Annotated in this window: 17 protein-coding genes and 1 riboswitch; of the genes, 9 read left to right on the top strand and 8 right to left on the bottom strand. The window is 69.2% G+C overall.

The window, feature by feature from the left end; all coding sequences use genetic code 11:
- Positions 1-11: 11 nt before the first annotated feature.
- On the bottom strand, positions 12-863 hold the full coding sequence (purU, locus tag KXS11_RS01585; protein ID WP_437384127.1) for a formyltetrahydrofolate deformylase: 852 nt from the start codon (positions 861-863) through the stop codon (positions 12-14).
- A 200-nt stretch (positions 864-1,063) separates the two neighbouring features.
- Between purU and KXS11_RS01590 the strand changes: the two genes are divergently transcribed.
- Positions 1,064-2,311, top strand: coding sequence for an MFS transporter (locus KXS11_RS01590; RefSeq protein WP_437383693.1), 1,248 nt, complete (start codon positions 1,064-1,066; stop codon positions 2,309-2,311).
- 25 nt (positions 2,312-2,336) lie between these two features.
- Here KXS11_RS01590 and KXS11_RS01595 read toward each other — a convergent pair whose 3' ends face one another.
- Both KXS11_RS01595 and KXS11_RS01600 read right to left on the bottom strand, forming a co-directional pair.
- Entirely contained in the window at positions 2,337-4,739 is a 2,403-nt protein-coding gene (locus KXS11_RS01595; protein WP_437383694.1) for a sigma-70 family RNA polymerase sigma factor, read from the bottom strand.
- A 419-nt stretch (positions 4,740-5,158) separates the two neighbouring features.
- Positions 5,159-6,640 carry a beta-N-acetylhexosaminidase gene (locus KXS11_RS01600; protein WP_437383695.1) on the bottom strand — a complete coding sequence of 494 codons (1,482 nt, stop codon included), beginning with the start codon at positions 6,638-6,640 and terminating at the stop codon, positions 5,159-5,161.
- A 157-nt stretch (positions 6,641-6,797) separates the two neighbouring features.
- Positions 6,798-6,917, top strand: a riboswitch (ZMP/ZTP riboswitch).
- Positions 6,918-6,959: 42 nt separating this feature from the next.
- Between KXS11_RS01600 and glyA the strand changes: the two genes are divergently transcribed.
- Positions 6,960-8,231 carry a serine hydroxymethyltransferase gene (glyA, locus tag KXS11_RS01605; protein WP_437383696.1) on the top strand — a complete coding sequence of 424 codons (1,272 nt, stop codon included), beginning with the start codon at positions 6,960-6,962 and terminating at the stop codon, positions 8,229-8,231.
- Between the two features lie 11 nt (positions 8,232-8,242).
- Positions 8,243-9,121 (top strand): bifunctional methylenetetrahydrofolate dehydrogenase/methenyltetrahydrofolate cyclohydrolase, encoded by an 879-nt coding sequence (locus KXS11_RS01610; RefSeq protein WP_437383697.1) that lies wholly within the window; start codon positions 8,243-8,245, stop codon positions 9,119-9,121.
- A gap of 48 nt (positions 9,122-9,169) precedes the next feature.
- Here the strand turns inward: KXS11_RS01610 and KXS11_RS01615 are convergent, their stop codons facing one another.
- From KXS11_RS01615 to galT, 3 genes are all read right to left on the bottom strand, one after another.
- On the bottom strand, positions 9,170-10,078 hold the full coding sequence (locus tag KXS11_RS01615; protein ID WP_437383698.1) for a hypothetical protein: 909 nt from the start codon (positions 10,076-10,078) through the stop codon (positions 9,170-9,172).
- 138 nt (positions 10,079-10,216) lie between these two features.
- Entirely contained in the window at positions 10,217-11,377 is a 1,161-nt protein-coding gene (gene galK / locus KXS11_RS01620) for a galactokinase (protein ID WP_437383699.1), read from the bottom strand.
- A complete protein-coding gene (galT, locus tag KXS11_RS01625; protein ID WP_437383700.1) occupies positions 11,374-12,525 on the bottom strand; it encodes a galactose-1-phosphate uridylyltransferase in 1,152 nt (383 codons plus the stop codon). The genes galK and galT overlap by 4 nt, the downstream gene beginning before the upstream one ends.
- 83 nt (positions 12,526-12,608) lie before the next feature.
- Here galT and KXS11_RS01630 point away from each other — a divergent pair, with 83 nt between their 5' ends.
- Together KXS11_RS01630 and KXS11_RS01635 are read left to right on the top strand one after the other, a co-directional pair.
- Positions 12,609-13,421 (top strand): DeoR/GlpR family DNA-binding transcription regulator, encoded by an 813-nt coding sequence (locus KXS11_RS01630; RefSeq protein ID WP_437383701.1) that lies wholly within the window; start codon positions 12,609-12,611, stop codon positions 13,419-13,421.
- 46 nt (positions 13,422-13,467) lie between these two features.
- Positions 13,468-13,959 carry a YbaK/EbsC family protein gene (locus KXS11_RS01635; RefSeq protein WP_437383702.1) on the top strand — a complete coding sequence of 164 codons (492 nt, stop codon included), beginning with the start codon at positions 13,468-13,470 and terminating at the stop codon, positions 13,957-13,959.
- On the opposite strand, the gene KXS11_RS01640 is transcribed toward KXS11_RS01635, so the two are convergent.
- Positions 13,925-15,007: a CPBP family intramembrane glutamic endopeptidase gene (locus KXS11_RS01640; protein ID WP_437383703.1), complete on the bottom strand. Its 1,083-nt coding sequence runs from the start codon at positions 15,005-15,007 to the stop codon at positions 13,925-13,927. The genes KXS11_RS01635 and KXS11_RS01640 overlap by 35 nt on opposite strands.
- 181 nt (positions 15,008-15,188) lie before the next feature.
- Between KXS11_RS01640 and KXS11_RS01645 the strand changes: the two genes are divergently transcribed.
- The 4 genes from KXS11_RS01645 (at position 15,189) to KXS11_RS01660 (ending at position 17,593) form a co-directional block, all read left to right on the top strand.
- On the top strand, positions 15,189-15,698 hold the full coding sequence (locus tag KXS11_RS01645) for a hypothetical protein (RefSeq protein ID WP_437383704.1): 510 nt from the start codon (positions 15,189-15,191) through the stop codon (positions 15,696-15,698).
- A complete protein-coding gene (locus KXS11_RS01650) occupies positions 15,695-16,555 on the top strand; it encodes a hypothetical protein (RefSeq protein ID WP_437383705.1) in 861 nt (286 codons plus the stop codon). The genes KXS11_RS01645 and KXS11_RS01650 overlap by 4 nt, the downstream gene beginning before the upstream one ends.
- Entirely contained in the window at positions 16,549-17,127 is a 579-nt protein-coding gene (locus KXS11_RS01655) for a hypothetical protein (RefSeq protein ID WP_437383706.1), read from the top strand. Before KXS11_RS01650 ends, KXS11_RS01655 begins: the two co-directional genes overlap by 7 nt.
- A 97-nt stretch (positions 17,128-17,224) precedes the next feature.
- Complete coding sequence (locus KXS11_RS01660) at positions 17,225-17,593, top strand: DUF2200 domain-containing protein (RefSeq protein WP_437383707.1); 369 nt, start codon at positions 17,225-17,227, stop codon at positions 17,591-17,593.
- Between the two features lie 107 nt (positions 17,594-17,700).
- Here the strand turns inward: KXS11_RS01660 and KXS11_RS01665 are convergent, their stop codons facing one another.
- The gene (locus KXS11_RS01665) at positions 17,701-19,200 is read right to left on the bottom strand and encodes an MFS transporter (protein WP_437383708.1); all 1,500 of its coding nucleotides are present in this window, start codon (positions 19,198-19,200) and stop codon (positions 17,701-17,703) included.
- Positions 19,201-19,233 lie beyond the last annotated feature (33 nt).

Below are 19,233 nucleotides of genomic sequence, written 5' to 3' on the forward strand. Positions count from 1 at the left end.
TACGGCCCCGCTCAACGGAAGATGATCGTGCGTGCTCCGTCGAGGAGGATGCGGTCCTCGGAGAACCACTTCACGGCCTGGGTGAGGGTGCGGCTCTCTTCGTCCTGACCGATCGCGACGAGCTCGCTCGGCGAGCGTGAGTGATCGACGCGGACGACGTTCTGCTCGATGATCGGCCCCTCATCGAGGTCGCTCGTGACGAAGTGCGCCGTGGCGCCGATGAGCTTCACACCACGTGCGTGGGCCTGCTTGTACGGGTTCGCGCCTTTGAAACCGGGGAGGAAGGAGTGGTGGATGTTGATCGCCCGGCCGGCGAGACGTTCGCAGAGCTCGGGCGAGAGGATCTGCATGTACCGGGCGAGCACGACGAGCTCGATGTCGTGCTCCTCGACGGCGGCGAGCACGCGGGCCTCGAACGCCGCCTTCGAGGTCGCATCCGTGACCGGCAGCGACTCGAACGGGACGCCGTAGAACGCTGCGAGGTCGCGCAGCGAACCGTGGTTGCTGAGGACGAGGGGGATCTCGACCGACAGCTGCCCGGCGCGCTGGCGGAACAGGAGGTCGTTGACGCAGTGGGCGGCGGTGGAGGCCAGCACGAGCGTTCGGAGCGGACGACCGACGACGTCAAGACGCCACTCGAGCTCGTAGCGTTCGACGACCGGGGCGATGGCCGCCTCGAACCGTTCGCGGCTGACGGCAGCCTCGACCTGAAGCCGCATGAAGAACCGGCCGGTGTCGTCGCTCGAGAACTGCTGGCTCTCGGTGATGTTGCCGGCGGCTTCGACGATCGCGCCGCTCACGGCGTGCACGATCCCGGGACGGTCCTCGCAGCGGATCGTGAGCACCCAGTGGACGGGGTGCACGGGCTGGTCGGTGGAATCGGAGTCGGTCGTGTTCGTCACCGCCCCAGATTACCGGGACCGGACCCACGCCGCCGACGAGCGCCGGGTAGACTCGTCGGCGGTCGCCGGATGTCGGACGGCCCTGGGCGCGCACATCAGCGCGTAGACGAACTCGCCCGCCAAGCACGCCGACGAGTGAACGCCATCGTTGGAGCAATCCGATGACCTCTTCTCACGCCTCCTCAGAGCGCGCCATCGATCCTTCCTCCCCGGACCGCACCCCGCCGAGTGCCGCGCTACCGCCGTTCCCGTGGGTCGGGCTGATCGCGCTGGCCGCGGGGACCTTCCTCTCGGTGACCGGCGAGATGATCCCGACCGGTCTCCTCCCCGAGATGAGCGAGTCGCTCGGGGTGACCGAGTCGCAGATCGGCCTCCTGGTGAGCGTCTTCGCGTTCACCGTCGTGGTCTCCAGCACCACGCTCATCCACCTCACCAGACGGGTGCCCCGCCACGCGCTCCTCGTCGCGGTCATCGCCCTGCTCGGCATCAGCACCGGCCTCGGCGCACTCGCCCCGAACTACGAACTGCTCGTCGCGACGCGTGTGCTCGGCGGGCTCGCCCACGGCGTGTTCTGGGCCGTCGTCGGTGCCTACGCCGGTCACCTCGTCCCCAAGGAGCAGCTCGCCAGAGCCGTGTCCGTGACGATCGCCGGCGGAACGCTCGCTTTCGTCCTCGGTGTCCCGCTCAGCACCGCGCTCGGGCACGCCCTCGGGTGGCGTCTCGCCTTCGGGGTCCTGGCGGTCGCGATGCTCCTCGGAGCACTCGTCGTGTGGTGGAAGCTGCCTCCCGTGGCGCGCGAGGAATCGCACGCCCACGCTGCAGCGGCCGTCGGGCGCGACCGCACCATCGTGCCCGTCGCCATCGTCTGCATCGCCGTCGGCGTCATCATGGTGGGGCACTACTCGTTCTACACCTACATCGCACCGTTCCTCATCGGCGAGGTCGGCATCCCCTCCGGACAGCTGAGCATCCTGCTCCTCGTCTACGGTGTCGCCGGAGCGCTCGGCCTCCTGCTGACCGGGAGCGTGTTCGCGAAACGAGCGACGACGGGGCTGTTCGTGGCACTGACCGTCTCGGCCGCCATGGTGAGCGCCCTCGCGCTGACCGCCGCGTGGCTGCCGGGCGCCCTCGTCGCGTTCTTCCTCTGGGGGACGGCCTTCGGGATGCTCCCGCCGCTCATGCAGACACGGTTGCTGCACGCGGCGAGCCCACGGATCCGCGACACCGCCAACGCGTTCTACACGACGGCGTTCAACGCGGGCATCGGCGGCGGTTCGGCCCTCGGTGCACTGCTCCTCGCGCAGATCGGCCTCGGAGTGCTGCCCTGGGTCTACGTGGTGCTCGCCGTGGTTGCGACACTGCTCCTCGCGACCGACGTGTTGCGGACCCGCAAGCGGACGATCGGCTGACGGAGCGCGGCCGACCCATGACGCTTCACGGCGTGGGTGCTGCTGCCGGAGTGGTCTGGTCGATCGGCGGATCGGTCTGGGACGGCTCCTCCGGGACGGCGGTCGGGGTGTCGCTGCCGGACACCGGTTCCTCGGGCAGGGCGGGTTGCTCGTCAGCGGGCACGGTGGGCGCTGGAGACTCCGGCACGGAGGTGTCCGCAGGCTCGGCCGGCGGTGTCGTGGCGTCCGGCTGATCGGCGGTTCCCGGGTCCTCCTCAGCGGGCGTCGTCGACGTCGTCGGGTCCACTGGCGCCTCAGCGTTCGACGCCCCGAGCGAGATGAACGAGACCTTTGCTGTCGGGCCCCCGCGGGTCGGGTCGGCGGGGTCGGCGTACGAGACACGGATGACGTGGGTGCCGAGCTCGTCGGCGCCCTCGATCGGCGCAGACCGCCCGGTGTCACCGATCGTCACGAGCTGTTCCGGCCCGTCGTCGAGGGAGGCGCGCACGGTCGCTCCCGGGACGCCGGTGACGGTCAACTGGTCGCCACGATCCAGGTACCAGATGCCGAGGAAGCGGGACAGCCCGCGGACCACCGGCGAACCCACGGTCCCGGTGACGGGAGCAGCAGCCGTCGTCACCACTCCGGCCAGAGTCTGCTGCACGGTGAAGGTGAACGCGCCGGCCTGCGACAGCTCGATCGGCCCAGTGGACCAGGTGCCGGGTGCGACGGTCGTCGTCCGTGCCGCGGGCGCAGGGACCGCCGTCGTGCTGGCGACGACCCTGCCGTTCGAGTCCAGGATGTCGATCGTCGCTCCTGCGGGCGCCGTGCCGGTGAGGATCGGCCAGAATCTGCCGTCGCCCGTGTCGGTGCTCGAGACGACGGGGACGGACGGGGTCGTGTTCGGGCCGTTGGGGTCGACGGGGCCCGTCGGCTCGGTGGGTTTCGGCGTCGGGACCACCGGTGGGGTCGCGGGCGTCGTGGGAACGGGATCCGACGCGGGTGCGGAGGAGTCGACGCTCTCGCTCGCGCCCTCCTGGTCGGCGACGGGAGCAGGGGCGGGCGCCGGCGCCGGCGCAGTGGGGGTCGGAGTCGGACGCGAGCCCGGCGTTGTCGGACCGGCGCTCGGAGGCATCGGCGCCGGACCGGCGGGCGCGGTGTCCTCGGCGACGGCGGAGGTGCCCGCATCGGGCGACTGCGGGAACACCATCGGTCCGACGACGAGGGCTGCGGCCGTACCTGCAATGACGACACCCGTGACGATCGCCGCGATGATGCCGCCGGACAAGCCGGCCGTCGCGACGCCTGCGGCGGTGCCCGCCGCGGCTACGGTCGCACCCGCACCCGCACCCGCACCCGCACCCGCCGTGCCGCCGCTCGAGCCGGCCCCGGCGAGCCCACCGGAGACGGAGGCCCCGGCCGTCCCGACCCCGGCGAGTGCGCCGCCGCTGGCCGCGTGGCCGCCACCGACGTGTGCACCCAGTGTCGTCGCACCGACCGCGTGTGCGCCGAGATGCGTGGCTGCGTCAGGCAGCACTGCGCTCGCTGCATGCGCTCCCGAGGCGTGGGCTCCGATGTGTCCGGCGAGGACGGTGCTGCCGGTCACGCTCGCGGGCATCGCCACTGCGGTCGCCGTCGCATGTCCGCTCGCCTGCAACCACGCGGTGTACCCGGCGGCGCCCGCCGAGCCGGCCACGAGCGGCAGGAGGACCAGCGCCATCCGCGAGCCGACGTCCTTCGCCTCTGCCGCGACGATCGTGCAGCGCTGGCACACATCGAGGTGGGCCTCGAGCTTCGCGGTGTCACGGGCCGCGAGATTCCCCCGGGCGTACGCGCCCAGTCGGCTGATCGTGAACGCGTGCTCCGAGTCGTCGTCCACGGACTGCAGGTGCGCTTGGATCCACGCCTCGCGAAGGCCCTCCCGCGCGCGGTAGGCGAGCGCGGAGACGGAGTTCGCCTTCATCCCGAGCAGCGGCGCCACATCCGCCGGCGTCATGCCCTCGATCTCGGTGTACCAGAGCACCTCCTGCCAGCGCGTCGGCAGGCTGCGGAACGCGCGGGCGCTCAGACTGCGGTCGAGCGCTTCCATCGACGAGGCCTCGTTGGTGTCCGGATCCTCGAAGGAGTCGAGGGTGTCGAGCGACGTCTCGCGTCGGGCACGCCCCCATGCGGCCGCCGTGTTGCGGATCGTGGTGAAGAGGTAGGGCCGGAAGGCGCCGGTCGGTCCCTTGCCGCGAGCGACCGCCTGGTAGATGCGCGCGAACGACTCTGAGACGAGGTCGTCGGGATCGATGCTCGACGTGACCGAGCGTGCGACGGTGCGACCAGCGCTCGCGTGGCGCCGCCAGAGCTCGGCATAGGCGCTCTGAGACCCCGCTCGCGTTCCATCGATGAGCTCGGAGTCCGAGCGTTCGGCGAGCGATGACCTCGGGGTCACGTCCAGGCTCATGATGCCTCCGTCTGCACAGTACGCGTTGCTGGGCGCCTTGCCCGTCCGAAGAGAGTCGGGTGGGGACGGATCATGACGCCGGTTCCAGAATTCTCCCACGCATCCTCCGAAAGGAGGACACGATCTCGCCCACCAGAATTTCTCAAACTCGACGTGGAAGTCGCGTCATGAACCGTTCGGCCTCGACTCTCTCAGCATGAGCAGCACGGTTCCCACCCGAAGGGGACACGGCTGGGCCGCCCACCCGGTGGACGGCCACGACGCACGCTTCACGGCCGCGTGCATCGAAGCAGCGGACCCGGAACGCTGCAGATCTCGACGGGAGGGGGCGCCGACGTGCGAACCCGTCGACAGGCCGGGAGTGGTGCCCGGGGGCGGGCACCACTCCCCGCCGCTTCCCCGCGCCGGCCATGCTGAGGTCAGTCGAACCAGGGGACCTCGGGGGACCGGTGGAAGGCGATGCCGGCCGCCGTCCACCCCTCGGCGACGCCCGCGAGCCGGGAACGGAAGTCCTGCCAGTCGAGCGGGCGCCGCGGCGACCAGCCGATCTCGGCCACCGACGCGATGCGGGGGAAGACCAGGAACTCGAGCGTCTCGGTCCGATCGACCGTCTCCGTCCAGAGCGGAGCCTCCACGCCGAGGATGTCGGTCTCGCCGACGCCGTCGACCATCACGGTCGGTTCCCAGGAGGCGGAGCGTTCAATGCTCGTCGGACCGTCGGCCCACGCGAGACCGGGCGCTTCGATCCCGGGGTACTGCATGTCGAGGTACGCGGCATCGGCTGGAGACATGATGACGCGCCCGCCCTGACGCACGAACGACTGGAGCTTCTCGGCGTGGCCGGCCTCGGGGCACACGTAGTTCCAGTACTGGCCGACCGTGCCGGGAGCGAGGTCGGGAGATGCTCCGAACTCGTGCCACGCGACGACGGTCTTGCCCGTCGCCGCGACGATCTCCGAGGCACGTCGCGCGAACAGGAGGAAGTCCTCGGTCGGTGTCGAGAGGCATTCGTCACCACCAAGGTGGAGGTAGGGGCCGGGTGTCATGGCGGCCAGCTGCGTGAAGACGTCGTCGAGGAAGCGGTAGGTGGCGTCGCCTCGGATGTCGAGGCTCGAGAAGCCCACCTCCGTGCCCGTGTACGGCTCGCGTGCGACGCCGTCCGCGTTCAGCTCCGGGTAGGCGGAGAGCGCGGCGTTCGTGTGGCCAGGGACGTCGATCTCGGGGACGATCGTGATCCGACGGTCGGCCGCGTAGTCGACGATCGCGCGGTAGTCGTTCGCCGTGTAGAAGCCGCCGGCACCGCCACCGACAGCGCTGCTCGCACCGATCCGCGTCAGCTCCGGCCAGCCGTCGACCTCGATCCGCCATCCCTGATCGTCGCTCAAGTGCAGGTGCAGATGGTTGATCTTGAGGCTCGCGAGCTGGTCGATGAACCGCTCGACCTGTCCGACGGTGAAGAAGTGTCTGGCGACATCGAGCATCGCGCCGCGGTACGCGAAGCGCGGTGCGTCCTCGATGACGGTCGCGGCGATCGTCCAGTCCTGCGTGACCGGCTCCGTCGACCAGTTCGCGGCAGGGAGGAGCTGGCGGAGGGTCTGGGTGCCGTTCCAGACGCCGTCGAGGTCGGTGCCGACGATGTCGACGGCGTCCTCGGTGACGCGCAGTCGATAGGCGCCGCCCGTCGAGGAGAGGGTGCTGTCGAGGCTGAGCCGGATCCGCGGTGCGTCGTCGTCCGTTCCGACCGGCAACGCGAAACCGGTCGATGCGCGCAGCGCTGTCGCGAGGATGTCGGCGGTCGTCTCGGTGACCGCCTCCGTCACGACGACGGTGTCCGTCGTCAGCCGGAACGGCGCGGCCGCCGGATCGCCGATCTGTGACACAGGGCGGGGGACGAGGCTCATGCGCGGTTCCTTACGTCGTCGGGGGATCCTCCGGAGCAGCACGAACGGGTTTGTTCGGCGTGCTAACAAGCGTGCATCCATCTTGTCACACCGCCGTCCGCGGCTTCCGATCGTGCGTTCAGGACGGTGCGACAACCTCGTCGCATTGCTATGCTGCTAGCAGTCGCAACTGGCGTATAGACGGAGTCCTGCTCCGCCTCAGATGGTTCACCATCGGGGAGCGACCCTGCACCTTGAAGACAAGGGCGGATTTCGGCCGCACGCCTGGGCCGAAACGGCATATCACCGACATCCGTTCTGTCACAAAAGGGAGCCAGTCTTGTCCGACACCTTCAACGCGCCACTCTCCGAGGTCGATCCCGAGATCGCAGCGGTCCTCGAGCAGGAGCTCGGTCGCCAGCGCAACACGCTCGAGATGATCGCGAGTGAGAACTTCGTGCCCGTCTCCGTCCTGCAGTCGCAGGGCAGCGTCCTCACCAACAAGTACGCCGAGGGCTACCCGGGCCGTCGGTACTACGGTGGCTGCGAGTTCGTCGACATCGCCGAGTCGCTCGCCATCGAGCGCGCGAAGAGCCTCTTCGGCGCCGAGTACGCGAACGTCCAGCCGCACTCCGGTGCCACGGCCAACGCGGCGGTCCTCTCCGCCATCGCCACGCCCGGCGACACGATCCTCGGTCTCGAGCTCGCCCACGGCGGCCACCTCACGCACGGCATGAAGCTCAACTTCTCCGGCAAGCTCTACAACGCCGTCTCCTACGGCGTCGACCCCGAGACCTTCCTCGTCGACATGGACGTCGTCCGCGACAAGGCGCTCGAACACAAGCCGCAGGTCATCATCGCCGGTTGGTCCGCCTACCCGCGTCAGCTCGACTTCGCTGCGTTCCGTGCCATCGCCGACGAGGTGGGTGCGAAGCTCTGGGTCGACATGGCGCACTTCGCCGGCCTCGTCGCCGCGGGTGTCCACCCCTCGCCCGTCCCGTTCGCCGACGTCGTGTCCTCCACCGTGCACAAGACCATCGGCGGCCCGCGCTCCGGCTTCATCGTGAGCCGCGACATGGAGCTCGCCAAGAAGCTCAACTCGAACGTGTTCCCCGGCCAGCAGGGTGGCCCCCTCATGCACGTGATCGCTGCGAAGGCGACCGCGTTCAAGCTCGCCGCGACGCCTGAGTTCAAGGACCGCCAGGAGCGCACGCTCCGCGGTGCCAGCCTTCTTGCCGATGCCCTCACCTCTGACGCGTCGAAGGCCGCCGGCATCGACGTCCTCACGGGTGGCACCGACGTCCACCTCGTGCTCGCCGACCTCCGCACCTCGGAGCTCGACGGTCAGCAGGCGGAGGACGTCCTCCACGAGGTGGGCATCACGGTCAACCGCAACTCGGTTCCGTTCGACCCGCGCCCGCCGATGGTCACCTCCGGTCTCCGCATCGGTACGCCGGCGCTCGCGACGCGCGGCTTCGGCGACGTCGAGTTCGCCGAGGTCGCCGACATCATCGCGCTCGCTCTCCGGAAGGGTGCCGAGACCGGTGCGCTGCGTGAGCGTGTCACGGCGCTCGCCGAGCGCTTCCCGCTCTACCCCGGCCTCCAGCAGTAAGGCGCGGGCGCATGACCGCACAGATCCTCGACGGCAAGGCGACGGCCGCCGCCATCAAAGCAGAGCTCGCGATCGAGGTGGCCGCGCTCAAGGAGCGCGGCATCTCGGTCGGGCTCGGCACCGTCCTCGTGGGCGAAGACCCCGGCTCCCAGTGGTACGTCGCGGGCAAGCACCGCGACTGCGCCGAGGTGGGCATGGAGTCGATCCGTCGCGACCTCCCCGAGACCATCTCGCAGGAGGAGCTCGAGGCCGTCCTCGACGAGCTGAACGCCGATGACAGCTGCACGGGCTACATCGTCCAGCTGCCGTTGCCGAAGCACATCGACACCGACGCGATCCTGGAGCGCATCGATCCGGAGAAGGACGCGGACGGCCTCCACCCGACGAACCTCGGTCGTCTGGTGCTGAACGTCAACCGCCCCATCCACACGCCGCTCCCGTGCACGCCGAAGGGCGTCATCGAGCTCGTGGAACGTCACGGCATCTCCTGGGCTGGGAAGCACGTCGTCGTCGTCGGTCGCGGTGTTACCGTCGGTCGCGCGATCGGTCCGCTGCTCACCCGGCGTGAGTACAACGCCACCGTGACGTTGACCCACACGGGTACCGTCGGTCTCGACGACATCCTGCGCACGGCAGACGTCATCGTCGCCGCTGCCGGCGTGCCCGGCATCGTGAAGCGCGATGCCGTGAAGCCCGGCGTCATCGTCCTCGACGTCGGTGTGAGCCGCGAGGTCGACCCCGAGACGGGCAAGTCCCGGGTGGTCGGCGACGTCGCCCCCGACGTCGCCGAGGTCGCCTCCTGGATGAGCCCCAACCCCGGCGGAGTCGGCCCCATGACGAGAGTCGGCCTGCTGGCCAACGTCGTCAGAATGGCCACCCCCACCTCGTAACCCCCTGCCCGCGAGGGGTCCCAAATGGCTGGTGCGCACGGCGTACCGCTAGCCATTCGGGCCCCCTCGCGAGTGAAGGGCTTGGGCGACACGGTTGGCGATGAGCGACGGCGTGGCCAGGTGGGATCGGTTGACGCGGATGACTCGCCAACCGGCGGCCATCAGACCGTCCAGGCGGTCGATGTCTCTGAACGCCTGACCTTCCGTCGCGAAGTGGACGGCACCGTCATACTCGACGAGCACCTGGTGATCGGGATAGACCAGATCACCGAGCGCCAGAAACGTGCCCGTCTCGTCGAAGATGGCGCGGTTGACCTCGGGCTCAGGAAGCCCCGCCTCGACGAGCAAGCGTCGAAGCCGTGTTTCCTGTGGAGAGTCCGTTCGCGGACGGATCGCCGAGAACGCCGCCCTAAGACGTTTCGCGCCGCGTCGTCCGTTCATGCGAGCGAGCCCGCGGACGAGCTGTTGCATCGTTGCGAGCGGAAGCTGTCGTCGCACCAGTGCATCCCCGACGACGACGAGTTGACCGACCGACAGCAGACTGCCGAGCTGGCACCACACGTCGACGACGGTGGAAACGGGGACCCGTCCGAGCTCGACGGTCTCCCAGTGTGAGCCGTCCAGTTTGTGACCGACGATGCCGGCACCCTTGGGAGCTCGTTGCGGCGCCGCCGCGGACACATGGATCGGACCGTTCTCCAGTGGCAACGGGAGAGGAAGTCCCCAGAGCGTTGCTGCGAACGTATGGCTGTAGAACTGACCCGGCAGGAGGAGCGGCGCGTATGCGAGCGCTCGGTCCCGTGGCGTCTCCGCGTCATGGGCGACCTGCACGCCGTGGTGCGGATGTCGGAGGTCCTGCGCACGGAGACGTGCCCTGGTGACACCGAGTGTGTGCGCCTCTCGCGCCCTGAACGCTCGGTTGCTCAGTGCAGGGGGCAACGGTTCGGGGACTGCCATCCCCTCAGCGTGCCGTGAGTCCGATCTTCTCGCCGAAGTTCCCCACAGCCTGCTCGCGAGGGGTCCCAAATGGCGGTCAGTGGGCTTGATTCTCCAGCCATTTGGGACCCCTCGCGAGCAGGGAGGGAGGGGGATGGGTCAGGACTCTCTTGCGGCTCCGGAGGCTGGGCGCACGGGGAAGATGGACGGAGGGGTGAAGGACGCCGCGGCGAACGCTGCGGTGACCGCGTCCGCGACCGACTGCGCCGCCGCCACCGGGACGAGCGCGATCGCCGCACCACCGAAGCCACCGCCGGTCATGCGGGCGCCGATCGCGCCAGCCGACATCGACGCCTCGACGGCGAGGTCGAGCTCTGGGACCGAGATCTCGAAGTCGTCGCGCATCGACGCATGCGAGGCGAGCAGCAGCTCACCGATCGCGGTCGGACCGTGCTCGCGCAGGGTCCGCACCGTGTCGAGCACTCGCTGATTCTCGGTCACCACGTGCCGCACACGACGGAAGGTCTCGTCGTCGAGCAGCTCGCGCGCGCGCACGAGGTCGTCGACGTCGAGATCGCGCAGCGACGACGCGCCGAGTGCTGCAGCCCCGGCCTCGCAGGATGCCCGGCGCGCCGCGTATCCACCGGACACGTGCGCGTGCTCCACCCTGGTGTCGATCACGAGGAGCTCGAGGTCGTGCTCCTCGAAGCCGAGGGGGATGAGTTCGGTGTCGAGCGACCGGCAGTCGAGGAAGACGCCGCAGTCGCGACGCCCCAGCAGCGACGCCGACTGGTCCATGATCCCGGTCGGAGCACCGACGGCGCGGTTCTCGGCGAGCTGTCCGATCTTCGCGAGGGTCTTGCGGTCGTGGTCGAGGTGCCAGATCTCGTTGAGGGCGACGGCGACCGAGGACTCGATCGCTGCTGATGACGACAGTCCTGCACCGACCGGCACGTCGGAGTCGATGAAGATGTCGACACCCGACAGCTCGCTCAGCGGCGCACCGAACTGGCCGAGCGCCCACACAACGCCGAGCGGGTAGGCGGACCAACCGCTGAGGTCGCCGGGGTCGAGCGAGCCGACGACACCCTCGACGATGCCGGGCGCGAAGCTGCTCGACACGCGGATGCGGTCGTCTTCGCGCCGACGTACGGCGGCGACGGTGCGACGGTCGATCGCCATCGGGAACACGAAACCGTCGTTGTAGTCAGTGTGCTCGCCGATGATGTTCACGCGGCCGGGCGCCGACCACAGGCCGTGCGGTTCGCTGCCGAACGCCTCCTGGAAGCCGCGCGTGGCGGAGTGCTGAAGATCGGTCATACGGGGTTCTCCTCGTCGGCTGCGGCGATCGCCGCACGCAGGGCGGTGGCTGTGGCTTCGGGTGGGACGTCACCGATCCAAGCACCCATCGCGGCTTCGGATCCGGCCAGATACTTCAGGCGGTCTGCGCCGCGTCGGGGCGAGGTCAGCTGCAGGTGCAGGCGCAGTTCGTCGCGGTGCACGCGCGTCGGCGCCTGGTGCCAGGCGGCGATGTACGGCGTGGGGGTGTCGTACAGGGCGTCGACGCCGCGGAGCAGCCGGAGGTACAGGCCGGCGAGCTCATCGCGTTCCTCGAGCGAGGTGGCGGCGAAGTCGGGCACATGACGGTGGGGGAGCACGTGCACCTCGATGGGCCAGCGGGCCGCGAACGGCACGAAGGCCGTCCAGTGCTCACCGGCGATGACGACCCGCTCGTCGGCCTGCTCGGCTGCGAGGATGTCGGCGAAGAGCCCGGGCCCATACGCCTCGCTCGCCGCGATGAGACGCTGGGTGCGCGGTGTCACGTAGGGGTAGGAGTAGATCTGCCCGTGCGGATGGTGCAGGGTGACGCCGATCTGCTCGCCGCGGTTCTCGAACGGGAACACCTGCTGGATCGAGTCGATCTGCGAGAGCGCGTGCGTGCGTCGCGCCCAGGCCTCGATGACCGTCCGGGCACGGGTGCGCGACAGCGAGCCGAACGAGCCGGTGCTTGAGGGGCTGAAGCTCACGACCTCGCAGCGACCGACCGAGGTGCGGGTACGGCCGATGCCGACGGACTGCAGGTCGGCGAGGTCCGCAGGAGCGTTGTCGTCTTCGAGCAGTGGCCCGAAGGAGGGCGACTTGTTCTCGAACACCGCGACGTCGTACTGGTCGGGGATCTCCGAGGGGTTCGTCGGGCTGGCCGGCGCGAGCGGATCGAGGTTCGCCGGCGGCAGCATCACGCGGTTCTGGCGGGCCGCGGCAATGGAGATCCACTCGCCGGTCAGCGGATCCTGGCGCATCGAAGCGGTCGCCGGTCGGGCGTCGAGGACGCGTGCGTCGGGCAGGCGCGTCGCGGGGAGTGTCGTGTCGACGTCGTCGAAGTAGATCAGTTCGCGACCGTCGGCGAGACGCTGCGTCGAGCTCGCGATCGCCGGGTCGATGACGAAGCTGTCGTCGAGATGGGGCATGGGAATCCTCTGTCGGGGTTGTCGAAAGGAAATGTACAACGTTTCGCCTTGAAAAGTATAGGCAAGTCAGCGAAGATTCATCCATGTCTGAACTCGAGTCGACGCAACTGCCGGCGCCGCTGCGTCGCGATCGTATCCGCGAGCTGCTCGACGAGCGCGGATTCGTCCGGGTGGCCGAGATCTCCGACGACTTCGGGGTGTCGCGGGTGACGGCACGCATCGACCTCGACACGCTCGTGGAACAGGGCGACGCGGTGCGCGTGCACGGCGGCGCGATGCCGGTGCAGGGGCGCGGCGTCGTCGAGTCGCCGATCGAGCTCGCGACGGCGACGTCCGCGCACGCGAAGCAGCGGATCGGTGAGGCGGCGGCAGCGATGGTGCGCTCCGGCCAGAGCGTCATCGTCGACGTCGGTAGCACAGGGCTCGCACTCGCCCGGGCTCTCAAGGCGCGGCGTGAGCTCACCGATGTCGTGGTGGTGACCAACGGCCTGACCATCGCCCTCGAGCTCGAGTCCGAGATCCCACGGTTCTCGGTCATCGTCACCGGTGGATCGCTCCGACCGCTGCAGCACTCGCTCGTCGACCCGCTGGCGGGTTCCGTGCTGGCTCAGATCCACACCGACCTCGCGTTCATCGGGTGCAACGGTGTGGATGCCGAGCACGGTGTCACGAACGTGAACCTGCCGGAGGCAGAGGTCAAGGCGCGGATGGTGCAGGCCGCTGAGCGCGTCGTCGTCGTTGCCGATGCGTCGAAGCTCGGAGCGAGGCAGTTGGGCCGGATCGCCGGGCTCGGTGCGTTCGATGCGCTCCTCACCGACGACGGTGCCGACGCGGAGGTCGTCACGCGACTGCGCGAGGCGGGTCTCCCCGTGACGCTCGTACCGCTGAACGACTGAGGTCCGCCACTCGCCTTCCGCCGGTGTGATGCGGCAGCATGGGGAGATGACTGAGCGAACACACCCGGCCGTGACCATCGTCGAGTCGGCGCTCCGCGAGCGCGGGGCGTCCGGCGAGGTGACCTGGCTCGACGACGCGGCCCGGACCGCCGCACTCGCCGCAGAAGCGCTCGGCATCGAGGTCGGCGCGATCGCGAACTCGCTCGTCTTCACGCTCGATGGTGAGCCGACGCTCATCATGACGAGCGGCGCCCACCGGGTGGACACGGCGTACGTCGGTGAGCAGCTCGGTGGTCGGCTCAAACGGGCTGACGCCGAGGTCGTGAAGGCCGCGACCGGCCAGGTGATCGGCGGTGTCGCGCCGATCGGACACCCGACGCCGATCCGAACCTACGTTGACGAGGCCCTCGCCGCCTATCCCGTGGTCTGGGCCGCCGCCGGGCATGCGCACACCGTGTTCCCGACGACGTTCGAGGAACTCATGCGGCTGACCGGCGGGCGCGTCATCGCGGTGGAGCCTGCGGCGGCACCGGCGTAGCGGGTGGCGGCTCCGTGGCCGTCGGGTCGACCGGTTGCCGCTGATCCGGCCACGACACGGTCGGCTGTTCTACGGACGGTTGGTCTCCGGGCCACGCCTGTGGAGCACTGGGACGACGGCCTACCCGCGTGGGCGGCAGCGGCGCCGTGGCGACGACACCGTTGCGTCGGCCCCACCAGGTGCTCACGAGCGCTGCAGCGACGCACAGTGCCATGGGCAGGAGCATGAACGGCCCGCCGGCTCCGTCGCCACGCTCGAACACCTGGTCGGTCTGCGCCATGAGGGCGGTGGGGACGAGGAGGAGGACGTTGTTCGTCGCGTGGATGAGGACGGGTGCTTCCAGGCCTCCGGTGCCGCGGGCCGCGAGTGACATGGAGGCGCCGAACACGAAGTAGTACGCGATGAGCCAGGGGTCGCCGGCGAAGTGCACGGACGCGAAGACCGCTCCCGACACGATCGTGCCCACGACGAACGCCGCAAGCGGGCTGCGGAACCAGGAGCCGACCGAACGCTGGATGAGGCCTCTGGCGCCGTACTCCTCGCCCGCCGACTGCAGCGGTGTCGTGAGGATGACGATCGCCAGCATCGCGATCATCGTGCCGTCGACGACGATCGGTTCGAGCGGGGAGAGGAGGAGCGAGCCGCCCACGTACACGATCCACACCGGCACGATGATGAGTGCGAGCCGCCCCATCCACCGCCAGCGGAAGCCACCGGTGACGGAGGACAACCAGCGGGGCCGGACGCCGAAGACGGCCCACTGGATGAGCATCGATGCGGGGATCAGTGCGGCGAGCGACAGGTTGTTCGCGAGCATGGTCGCCGGGGTCAGGGTGACCACGCCGTTCGCCAGGTCCTGCAAGGAGGTGGTTCCGAGAGCGAGGTCGACGACGACGGCGAGCAGACCGAAGACGAGGGAGAGCGCGAGGAATCCGACCACCAGGAGCAGGATCGCGACGGCACCGCGCCACCAGGCCGGGGCCGCGCGGAGCGCATGGTCGAACGTGGAGGTCGGCGGTGTCTGCGGCAGCTGCTCTGGACTCGTCATACGGCAAGCGTAGGCAGAGGCACTGACGCTCGTCGTCCCCCGAGCGATGGACGACGAGTGGGGGATCGGGCGAGGTATATCTGCATTGTGGATAACCCATTTCAGGGCCGTAGCGCCACCTAGCGTCGAAGGCATGCCCACTCCACGCTCCCGCTGGCTCCTGCCAGCCGTGCCTCTCCTCATGCTCGCCGTGCTCACCGCCTGCACCAGCTCACCCCCGTCGCCGCCGCCTTCGACGACGGCGAAGCCGGTCTTCGAGACAGAGGAGGAGGCGCTCGCCGCGGTCACGGAGGCGTACGAGGCGTTCCAGAGCCGTTCGACGCTCATCCTGACGGAGGGCGGGGTGCATCCCGAGCGGATCGATGACCTGGCTTCGCCGGGTCTCGCTGAACTCGAGCGAGAGGCGTACGCGGAGGTGGCTCGCGACGAATTGAGGGTGACGGGCGCACCGGTGGTTGAAAGCGTCGTGGTGACGCAGTGGTTCCGGATGCCCGACTCGATCGGTGTCGTCGCGCGAGCTGGCATCTGCGTCAACATCTCCAGCGTCGATGTGCTTGGTCCGGACGGGGCTTCGCGTGTCAGTGAGGGGCGGCCAGCCCGGTCGTCTTGGGTCGTCGACTTCGCGCTCCCTGAGGGAGCCGACACCATCATCGTGCACGCACGCGACAAGCAGAGGGGGGACTGCGCATGAAGCGGTCGGTTGCGAGAGGAGCCGCAGCAGGGCTGTTCGCAGGCGTGGTGCTCGGCTGCCTGGTCGTCGGCGGACCTGCAATCGCTCAATCCTGCTCGAGTCTCGGTGACTTCTCAGGTGCCTGCGTCGGCAACGGCACCGTCGATCTCGGCGGCAGCGAGGAGCGTCCGGGCTCCGGAGGCGTCGGTGGCGGCGATGATGGAGGAGCGTGGCAGCCGCATCCCGACTGGGCGATCGGCGGTGACGGGTCGCCCGGTTCGAACATCGGGCCAGGCGGGGAGTACGCCGTCTGCGGCACGAAACGGACGGCGCTCGACTGCTACGTCGTGTCGCCACCGCCGAAGAGCGTCGGTGACCTCGGGACGACCCTGTCGGTGACCGTTCGCGACGTGGCGAGTTTCGCCCCTGACGCCCCGACGGTCGCCACGGAACCGGCCGATTGGGGGCTCGTGAAGCTGCACACGAACGTGATCGCGAGTGCTTCGGGACACGTCAGGTCGGGCACCCTGCTCGGCGCGCCCGCCGAGGTGAACTTCATCCCGATCGGGTTCGCGTTCGACTACGGCGACGGCTCGACCGGTTCGAGTGCCGCAGGCGGTGCATCGTGGGCGTCGCTCGGCGTCGCCGAGTTCACGAAGACCGCGACCAGTCACCGGTACACGCAACCCGGCCCGAAGACGATCACAGCCGAGGTCGAATACGCCGCCGAGTACCGCGTCGGCGGTGGCGAGTGGATCCCTGTCGTCGGCACGCTCAGCATCCCGGCCACGACGCCGCACGAGATCACGGTGCTCCGGAACTCCACGGTCGGCGTGGACAAACCGTGCACGCCCGGCAGGAAGAGCGTCGGATGCTGAGGCGGGCCGTCGCCGGTCTCGCACTCACCGCACTGAGCCTCGGCGTGACCGTCGGATGCTCGGCGCCACCAGCTCCGGTTCCGCAAGCGACGGCGACCGTGGAGCCACTGTTCGCCGACGAACAGGAGGCACTGACCGTGGCGTCGGCGGTGTATGGCGAGTACCTTGCGATGCGCAACCTCATCGAGAGCGAGGGTGGGGTAGGGGGAGAACGTCTCGCCTCGTTCGTCTCGCCCGCACTCCTCGCAGCGGAGACCGAAAGCCTCGAGTCGTTCTACGTCGCTCTCGGCATGCGCGCCACGGGAGCGGTCACGGCCGACTCGATGACGCTCCTCCGACTCGACGCGCGCCCGCGCGCCGACGGCACGGTGATGGTGGTGTCCCTGTGCGAAGACGAATCGGGTCGCACGGTCGCTCGGGACGACGGCTTCACGCTGAAGCGCCAGACAGACGTGGTGCGTTTCCCCTATGAGGTGACCTTGGGCGTCGAGCCAGGGTCGGGCACTGTTGGACCCGGTGGATACCGCATCGTCTCCCGGGAGGCCATCGAAGACGTCGCGCTCTGCGGGTGAGCGCTCGGCGCTCGGCGGTCCGATGGCCGTCCGGCGGGAGGAGCAGACAGTGCGGAACCCCTGCGCGGGATCGGGGTCGCGTGCGAAACTGTCTCCCATGGCAGGACATCGCATCTTCACGACGAGTTTCGCGAGTGTGTACCCGCACTACGTCGCCAAAGCCGAGCGCAAGGGCCACACGAAAGCTGAGGTCGACCACGTGATCTCGTGGCTCACCGGCTACGACGCGGCCGCGCTCGAACGCATCCTCGCCGACGGCACCGACTTCGAGACCTTCTTTGGGCAGGCACCCGCGATGAACCCCAACGCCTCGTTGATCACCGGGCGCATCTGTGGCATCCGCGTCGAAGAGATCGAGGATCCCCTCATGAAGCAGGTCCGCCAGCTCGACAAGATCGTGGACGAGGTCGCCGCCGGGAAGAAGATGACATCGATCCTCCGCGGCGGCGACACCGTCTCATCCTGAGCAGACGACGAACCCTCCGGCATCCCCGCTGAGGAGGATGCCGAAGGGCTGACGTCGACTCGGGAGAACCGGGCCAGCTGTTGCGAGGCCTCGTTCGCCCGATACGCCTAGTGCGCGAGCACCGGCTCCGCCGCAGGCTCCTCCGGCGCGTGGTGCAGGGAGAGCCCCTGACCGCGGCGGCGGAAGAGCAGCGCGGCCAGGATCGCGCCGAGTGCGAAGAACCCGGCGCCCCAGACGTACGCGGTCTGATAGCTGCGGATCGCGGCTTCGGCGAGCACTGCCGGCGTCGCCGGTGCGTTGTCGGTGACGTAGGCGGTCGCGGCGCTCGCCGCGAGGGTGTTGAGCAGCGCGACGCCGATGGATCCACCGACCTGCTGACTGGTGTTGACCGTCGCCGACGCCACTCCGGCGAACGCCCGGTCCACGCCGAGCGTGGCGGTCTGCATCGAGGCGGGCATGATCGAGCCCATCGCGAACCCGAGCACCATGAGTGCGGGGAGTACGTTCGCGACGTAGCTGCTGTCGAGGTCGAGCCGGGTGAGGAGCAGCATGCCGATCGCACCGAGCGTCATCCCGAACGGCACCATGACCTTCGGCCCGAAGCGCGGGACGAGGAGGTTCGTGCCGAGCTGAGCGGCGAGTACCAGCATGGCGATCATCGGCAGGAAGGCGAAGCCGGTCTGCTGCGGCGAGTAGCCGAGTGAGGCCTGCAGGTAGTAGGTGACGAACAGGAAGATGCCGAACATGCCGGCCCCGGCGATCATCACCGAGAGGAAGGCCGCACCGCGGTTGCGGTCGAGCACGATCGAGAGCGGCAGGAGCGGGTGTGCGGCGCGACGCTGCCACAGCACGAAGGTCACGAGCAGCACGGCGGCGGCGGTGAGGAAGCCCCAGCTGAGCGGGGAGTCCCAGCCCTCGGTCTCGGCGTTCGCGAAGCCGTAGACGAGGCTGAACAGCGCTGCGGAGACGAGCAGCGTGCCGGGGACGTCGAGCTTCGGGCGCGGTCCGACGCGCTTGGGGGAGGTGACGAAGATGATCGCGCCGATGATGGCGATCACGGCGATGAAGACGTTGATGTAGAGGTTCCAGCGCCAGTCGAACTGCTCGGTGAGGAAGCCGCCGAGGAGGAGGCCGACGGCGCCGCCGGCACCGGCGATCGCGCCGAACACGCCGAATGCGCGAGCGCGTTCCTTCGGGACCGTGAACGTCGTGGTGAGCATCGCCAGGGCCGTCGGGGCGAGGAGGGCGGCGAACACGCCCTGCAACGCGCGGGCGGCGACGAGGAGTCCGAAGCTGTCCGCCGCGCCACCGAGTGCTGAAGCGATCGCGAAGCCGATGAGGCCGATGATGAAGGCGCGCTTGCGTCCCATGAGGTCGGAGAGACGGCCACCCAGGAGGAGCAGGCTGCCGAATGCGAGGGAGTAGGCGGTGACGATCCATTGGCGGTCGCCGTCGGAGAATCCGAGGTCGGCCTGCGCTGCTGGCATCGCGATGTTCACCACGGTCGCGTCGAGGACGACCATGAGCTGGGCGAGGCCGACGGTGACGAGGGTCCACCAGCGGCGTGAGGAGACTGCCGGGGTTCCGGCGGCGGTGTTCGAAGTCATGGGGATCACCATATACGGAACTTGACAGTTTCG

This window comes from Plantibacter flavus (assembly GCF_051487245.1).
Lineage (GTDB): Bacteria > Actinomycetota > Actinomycetes > Actinomycetales > Microbacteriaceae > Plantibacter > Plantibacter flavus_B.